This is a genomic window from Deltaproteobacteria bacterium, assembly GCA_003696105.1.
GTDB lineage: Bacteria > Myxococcota_A > Polyangia > Haliangiales > J016 > J016.
Map to the genome: position 1 here is coordinate 1 of RFGE01000261.1, position 5,522 is coordinate 5,522.

Sequence of the window (5,522 nt, forward strand, 5' to 3'; positions counted from 1 at the left end):
CCGCTGCCGGCGCGCGCCATCGCGCGCGCGGTCGCGTACGTGACCGCTGCCGAACCCGTCGCCGCCGAGCTGACCGTTCACCTCGCCAGCGACGACCCGTACGCCCGCTACCTGCGGGTCTACGTCGACGGGCGGCCGGTCGCGGCGCGCGTCGTTCGCGCCGGCGCGCGCCGCGTCGTCGCACTCGGTCCGCTCGCGCGCGGGCTGCACGCCGTCGCGATCGAGGTCGACCGCGGCGACTACCGCGCGTGGCGCGCGACCGCGCGCATTCGCGGCGCCGGCCTGCGCCGCGCCCCGTCCGGCGCGCGCGTGTGCGCCGGCGACCGAGGGAGCGCGGATCGCGCCGGCGCGCGTGCGCGGTCGCCGGGGAGGCGGTACAGTCCGGCCGGGCCGCATCCGCGGCCGCGCGATCACGACCAGGAGGCTCGCCATGAAACTGTGGAGTGAAAGCTTCGAAGACGGCGGTCGGCTCCCCGAGAAGTTCGCCATGGGCAAGCGCGACCCGGACCGACACGCCGTGCCGTCGGACAACCTCAACCCGCACCTCGCGTGGTCGGATCTGCCGGCCGGCACGCGCTCGCTCGCGATCGTGTGCGTCGACCCGTGCGCGCCGACCGACCCGACGCACGTCAACAAGCCCGGCGTCACCGTACCGCGCGACCTGCCGCGCGCGCCGTTCTATCACTGGGTGCTGATCGATCTGCCCGCCGACGCGGCGCCGATCGCCGAGGGCGAGTTCTCGCGCGGGGTCACTCCGCGCGGCAAGGGCCCGGACTGCCCGCGCGGCCGGCACGGCATCAACGACTACACCATGTGGTTCGAGGGCGACGCCGACATGGCCGGCGACTACTACGGCTACGACGGTCCGTGGCCGCCGTTCAACGACGAACTCGTGCACCGCTACGAGTTCACCGTCTACGCGCTCGACGTCGACCGCCTCGACGTGCCCGAGCGGTTCCGCGCGCCCGACGCGTTCGCCGCGATGGAGGGGCACGTCCTCGACAAGGCCACCGTCACCGGCCTGTACGCGATCAACCCGGACGCGTCGTAGGCGGGGGGCGCCGGCGGGACGCGGCGCCGGCGGTCCCGCGCCCCGCACCGCGGCCGCGGGGCCGGCAGCGCGTTGATCTGCGTCAACTGGCCGGCGCGCGCCGTCATCGATCCTGGCACTGACCCGCGGGTCACGAGGGGTGACCACTGGAGGATCGATGGAATTCCACGCGCTGCCGACCCATCCTCGCGCCGTCCGGATCAACCGCCGCGTCGAGGCCGCCGCCAACCGCGCCCTGCGCGCGATCGACCGCGCCAAGGCTCGCGTCGGCCTCCGCGGCCGCGCCGCCGACTACGACGACGAGCGGTACGAGTTCGTCGGCGGCGCGCGCGACCGCATGCGCAAGAAGCACTACGACAAGAGCTTGCGGCTGCTGTGGAAGGCGGAGACCAACCTGCCGTGGTCGTCGTTTCGCGACGCGAGCGAGGTCGAAAAGCACCTGCGCGAGGTGGCGCTGTCGAACCTGTCGCCCGACGAGCGCGCCGCGCACGACCGCATCACGTCCGACGACTTCCGCGCGCTCGTCGACCGCGAGTACACGCCGCGGCAGAAGCAGGCCATCGTCAACATCCTGACCGCGATCGGCCACGGCGAGGCCTACGCCTGGCTCGTGTCCGCGTCGACCCTGCGCGATGTCAAGAGCACCGGCGCCAAGGCCGCGGTCACCATGCAGATCGTCGAGGAGGCCAAGCACTTCGTCGTCATGCGCGAACTCGTGCGCGCGTTCGGCGTGCCCGTGCCGCGCCAATCCGCGTGGGAGTACCTGATGCTCGAGCGCATCTTGAAGGCGCGCGGTCTCGACAAGTTCTTCGGCATGAACGTGCTCGTCGAGACCATCGCGCTGAGCATCTTCGGCGCCCTCGCGCACCTGCCCGGCCTGGACATCCTGCGGCTGTTCCACCTCGACGAGTCGCGCCACACCGCGCTTCCGTCCAACTACTTCAAGGAATTTCCGCTGCACGCGTGGCACAAGCGCAACCCCGTCGCGCGCGTGCGCCGCCTGCGCATGGCGCTGCCCGCGCTGCCGCTCATCTTGTTGATGGAGGAAGACCTCGCCGAGCTGGGGATCGACGTGTTCGACTTCGCCGGCTCGGTCATGCGCAAGGTCGCCATCTTGTCGGAGCGGTCCGGCTTCGACCTGCCGGTGTCGTCCGAGCGGCTCCTCGGCGCGTTCAACGCCGTGTTCAACGCATACGCCAAGCTCACGCGCCCCGGCCACCGCTGGAAGAACTACATGGTTGCAGATACCAGCGTCGACGACGCCGTCGCCGCCGTCGAACGCCCGATCTTCGGCGCGGCCGCGTAGCGCGCCCGCACCGCGCCCCGCGTAGCGCGCTCGCGCCGCCCGCGCCGCGCCCCGCGTAGCGCGCTCGCGCCGCCCGCGCCCGCGCCGCGCCCCGCGCCGCGCGCGGAGGTGGCCCTAACGGGCCAATCCGGACGCGCCGCGCGCCGCGCACCGCGTCGGATCGCGCGGCGGTTTTCGCGCGCGCCGCGCACCACGGTCAATTTTTCGCGCGGGCGCGCTGGAGTCCGCGCGCCGACCTGCGTAGCCTGATCCGGCTCGGGGGGATACCGGTGGCTCGGTCGGCCGGAGAGGGGAGTGCCGGGACGGCGCGCGCCGCGCGCGACGCCGCGCTGTGCGCCGTGCTCGGCGAGGCGCCGCAGGTCGTGACCGAGACGTTGTACTCGCTCGCGCGCCGCGGCGTTCGCGTCGCCGACGTCCACCTTTTGTGCACGCGCCACGCCGAACGGGCGGCGCGAACGCGGCTGCTGGGGCGCTCCGGCGCGCTGTCGCGGCTCGCCGCCGTCCACGCGCTGCCGCGCCCGCGCGCGCGCATCGTGCCGCTGCGCTCGCCGGCCGGCCGCCCGCTCGACGACGTGCGCTCCACCCGGGACAACGACGCCGTCGCCCGGCAGATCGTGCAGGCCGTCGCGGCGCTCGCCCGCGGCCGCCGCCCGCTCGTCGGCTCCATCGCCGGCGGCCGCAAGACCTTGGGCGTCTATCTCACGCTCGCGTTCGAGCTGTTCGCCCGGCCGGGCGACCGGCTGTTCCACGTGCTCGTGCCGCCCGAGTTCGAACGCACGGACTTCTTCTTTCCCGCGCCGGGCGAACCGGACCCGATCGACCTCGCGGAGGTCGCGTTCCCGCGGCTGCGCGAGTACCTGCCCGAGCGCGCCGACGAGGGGCCGAGCCTGCGCGTCATCGTCGACGCGGTGCAGCGGCGCATCGACGCGGGCGACGGCGTTCGGCTGCGGTTCGTGACGGCCCGCGGCCGCGTCACGGCGTTCGTCGGCGACTGGGAGCTGCGTTGCCGCGCGGCCGACGCGGTGACGTGGCTGGCGTTCGCGCGCCGCCGCGTCGCGTGCGGGTGCGCGGCGCCGCGCCAGTGCCGCCGCTGCTTCGTGTCGCCCGAACAACTCACGTGCGACTTCGGGGCCTGGGTCGACCCCGACGACGCGAAGGGCACCGCGGCCGACCTGCGCGCCGTCTGCTCGCGCATCCGCGACGCGATGCGCCGCGCCGGCGTGCCCGCGAGCTGGACCGACCGCGCCGGCATCGCGTCGGTCGGGCGCCGCGGCACCACGCGCTACGGCGTGCCGCTGCCGGCCGACCGGATCGCGATCGACGTGGAACGTTCCAACCCGTGCGCCGCGGCGCGCGCGACGGCAAAGTGAGGCGGCATGACATCATCTAGCCAGGTCGACACCGCGGGCCCGCCGGCGCTGCTCGTCACCGCGCTGGGCGTCCGTCACGAACGGGAGGTCGCCTACGCGTCGGGCGACCGCGTGGAGCGCAGTCGGTTCGCCGGCGCGGCCATCGCCCGCCTGCGCGGCGACCTCGCCGGCGGCAAGGCCGTCGTGCTCGTCACCGAGAAAGCCAGGCAGGCGCACTTCGAGGCGCTCGCGGCCGAGCTTGCCGACGCGGGGCTGTCCGCCGACCCCCTGATCATTCCCGACGATCTCGACGCGCCGGCCGGCGCCCCGCCGGTCCGGCTCGCCGACGTGCTGCGCGGCCTGGCCGAGCACGTCCCCGCCGGCGGGCGCGTGGTCTTCGACATCACCCACGGGCTGCGCAACCTGCCGTTCATCTGCTTCGCGCTGGCGGCGTACCTGCGCGCGCTGCGCGGCGCCGACATCGCCGGCGTCCACTACGGCGCGCTCGAGCTCTCCGCGGACACGACCCCGGTGCTCGACTTCACCGGCATGGTGCGGGCGCTCGACTGGTACGCCGCGATCGAGGTCGCCCGGCGGGCCGGCGACTTCGGCGCGCTCGCCGACGAGCTGAGCCGCGACGTCGGCGCGGCGTTTCGCGCCGGCGAACGACCCGAGGACCTCAGCCGCCTCATCAACAGCTTGCGCGACCTGTCCTTCGCGCTGCGATCCGCGCTCCCGCTCGAGGCCGGCGCCCACGCCGCCTGGTTGGCCAAAGGCGACCGGCTCGCCGGCGCGCTCGGCGCGGCCGACGCGCAGGGCCTGGCCCGGCTGTCTCTCGCACCCGTGGCCGCCCTCGTAGACGACATCGCCCTGCCGGAGCCGTTTCCGAAGCCGCCCAAGCGGGGCGCGGACGAGCGCAAGCGGTCGGTGGCGCTCACGCGGCGCGAGCTCGAGCGCCAGCTCGCCGTCGTGCGCTGGTACGTCGACCGCGGCGACGAGCGCGCGGTGCTGGCGCTGCTGCGCGAGTGGCTGGCGAGCTGGTATCTGCTGGTCACCGGCGACACCGCGCACTGGCTGGACTACGGCCGCGCGCGCCACGCCGCCGAAGCGGCGCTCAACGGGATCGCTCAGCGCGCCGAGCTCAAGCTCGCCACCGAAAGCGAGCGGGCGGTCGCCGCGGTCTGGTCGCGCGTCGCCGAGCGGCGCAACCGCTTCGCGCACGCGGGCATGTGCCCCGGCGTCGTTCAGGCGGGGACAGACCTCGACGAGCTACACGGCGAGGCGTGCGCGCTGCTCGACATGGCGTGGCCGGGCGCCGCGTCCGGCGCCGCCCGCGTGCTGATCACGCCGCTGGGCCTCACGCCCGGCGTGCTGTACACGGCTGTCCGGCGGTGCGAGCCCACCGACTTGTGGATCGTCACCAGCGCCGAGGCCGCCGCGCGCGTCGACGAGGCGCTCGCGCGCGCCGACTACGCCGGACGGCATCGCGTCGTCCTCGTCGACGACCCGTTCGCGTTCGCGCCGCCGCCGTGGCGCGCCGACGAAGCCCTGCGCGCCGACCTCGACGCCGCCCTCGTCGCCGCCGAGTCCGTCACCGTCAACATCACCGGCGGTACCACCGCGCTGCAGTTCTACGTCCAGCGCGCCGCCGACCGTGCGCGCCGGCTCGGCTGCCGCGTGCGCGAGATCGCGCTGGTGGATCGGCGGCCGCACGAGCAACAGCGCGCCGACCCGTACGTGCTCGGCGAGCGCATCGACCTGAACCCGGACGACGGACCCCAACCGGAGGAGGAGGAGTCGCAATGACGGCAGACAC

General features: G+C 74.6%; 5 protein-coding genes. All 5 read left to right on the forward strand.

The annotated features are described in order from the left end of the window. Positions 1 to 447 (forward strand): hypothetical protein (locus D6689_16720; GenBank protein RMH39387.1); only part of this gene is annotated, 447 nt, incomplete at its 5' end. After that, positions 431 to 1,051, forward strand: a complete 621-nt coding sequence (locus D6689_16725) for a YbhB/YbcL family Raf kinase inhibitor-like protein (GenBank protein RMH39388.1) — start codon at positions 431 to 433, stop codon at positions 1,049 to 1,051. The genes D6689_16720 and D6689_16725, both read left to right, overlap by 17 nt. Before the next feature lie 157 nt (positions 1,052 to 1,208). Further along, positions 1,209 to 2,357, forward strand: coding sequence for a hypothetical protein (locus tag D6689_16730; GenBank protein RMH39389.1), 1,149 nt, complete (start codon positions 1,209 to 1,211; stop codon positions 2,355 to 2,357). Positions 2,358 to 2,626: 269 nt separating this feature from the next. Then, on the forward strand, positions 2,627 to 3,727 hold the full coding sequence (locus tag D6689_16735) for a TIGR02584 family CRISPR-associated protein (protein ID RMH39390.1): 1,101 nt from the start codon (positions 2,627 to 2,629) through the stop codon (positions 3,725 to 3,727). Between the two features lie 6 nt (positions 3,728 to 3,733). Next, a complete protein-coding gene (locus D6689_16740) occupies positions 3,734 to 5,512 on the forward strand; it encodes a hypothetical protein (GenBank protein ID RMH39391.1) in 1,779 nt (592 codons plus the stop codon). The last annotated feature ends 10 nt before the right edge of the window (positions 5,513 to 5,522 follow it).

Bases quoted from the DNA above. Each gene is read 5' to 3' on its own strand.
- D6689_16740 (RMH39391.1), top strand. From the start codon at position 3,734: ATGACATCATCTAGCCAGGTCGACACCGCGGGCCCGCCGGCGCTGCTC.
- D6689_16730 (RMH39389.1), top strand. From the start codon at position 1,209: ATGGAATTCCACGCGCTGCCGACCCATCCTCGCGCCGTCCGGATCAAC.
- D6689_16725 (RMH39388.1), top strand. From the start codon at position 431: ATGAAACTGTGGAGTGAAAGCTTCGAAGACGGCGGTCGGCTCCCCGAG.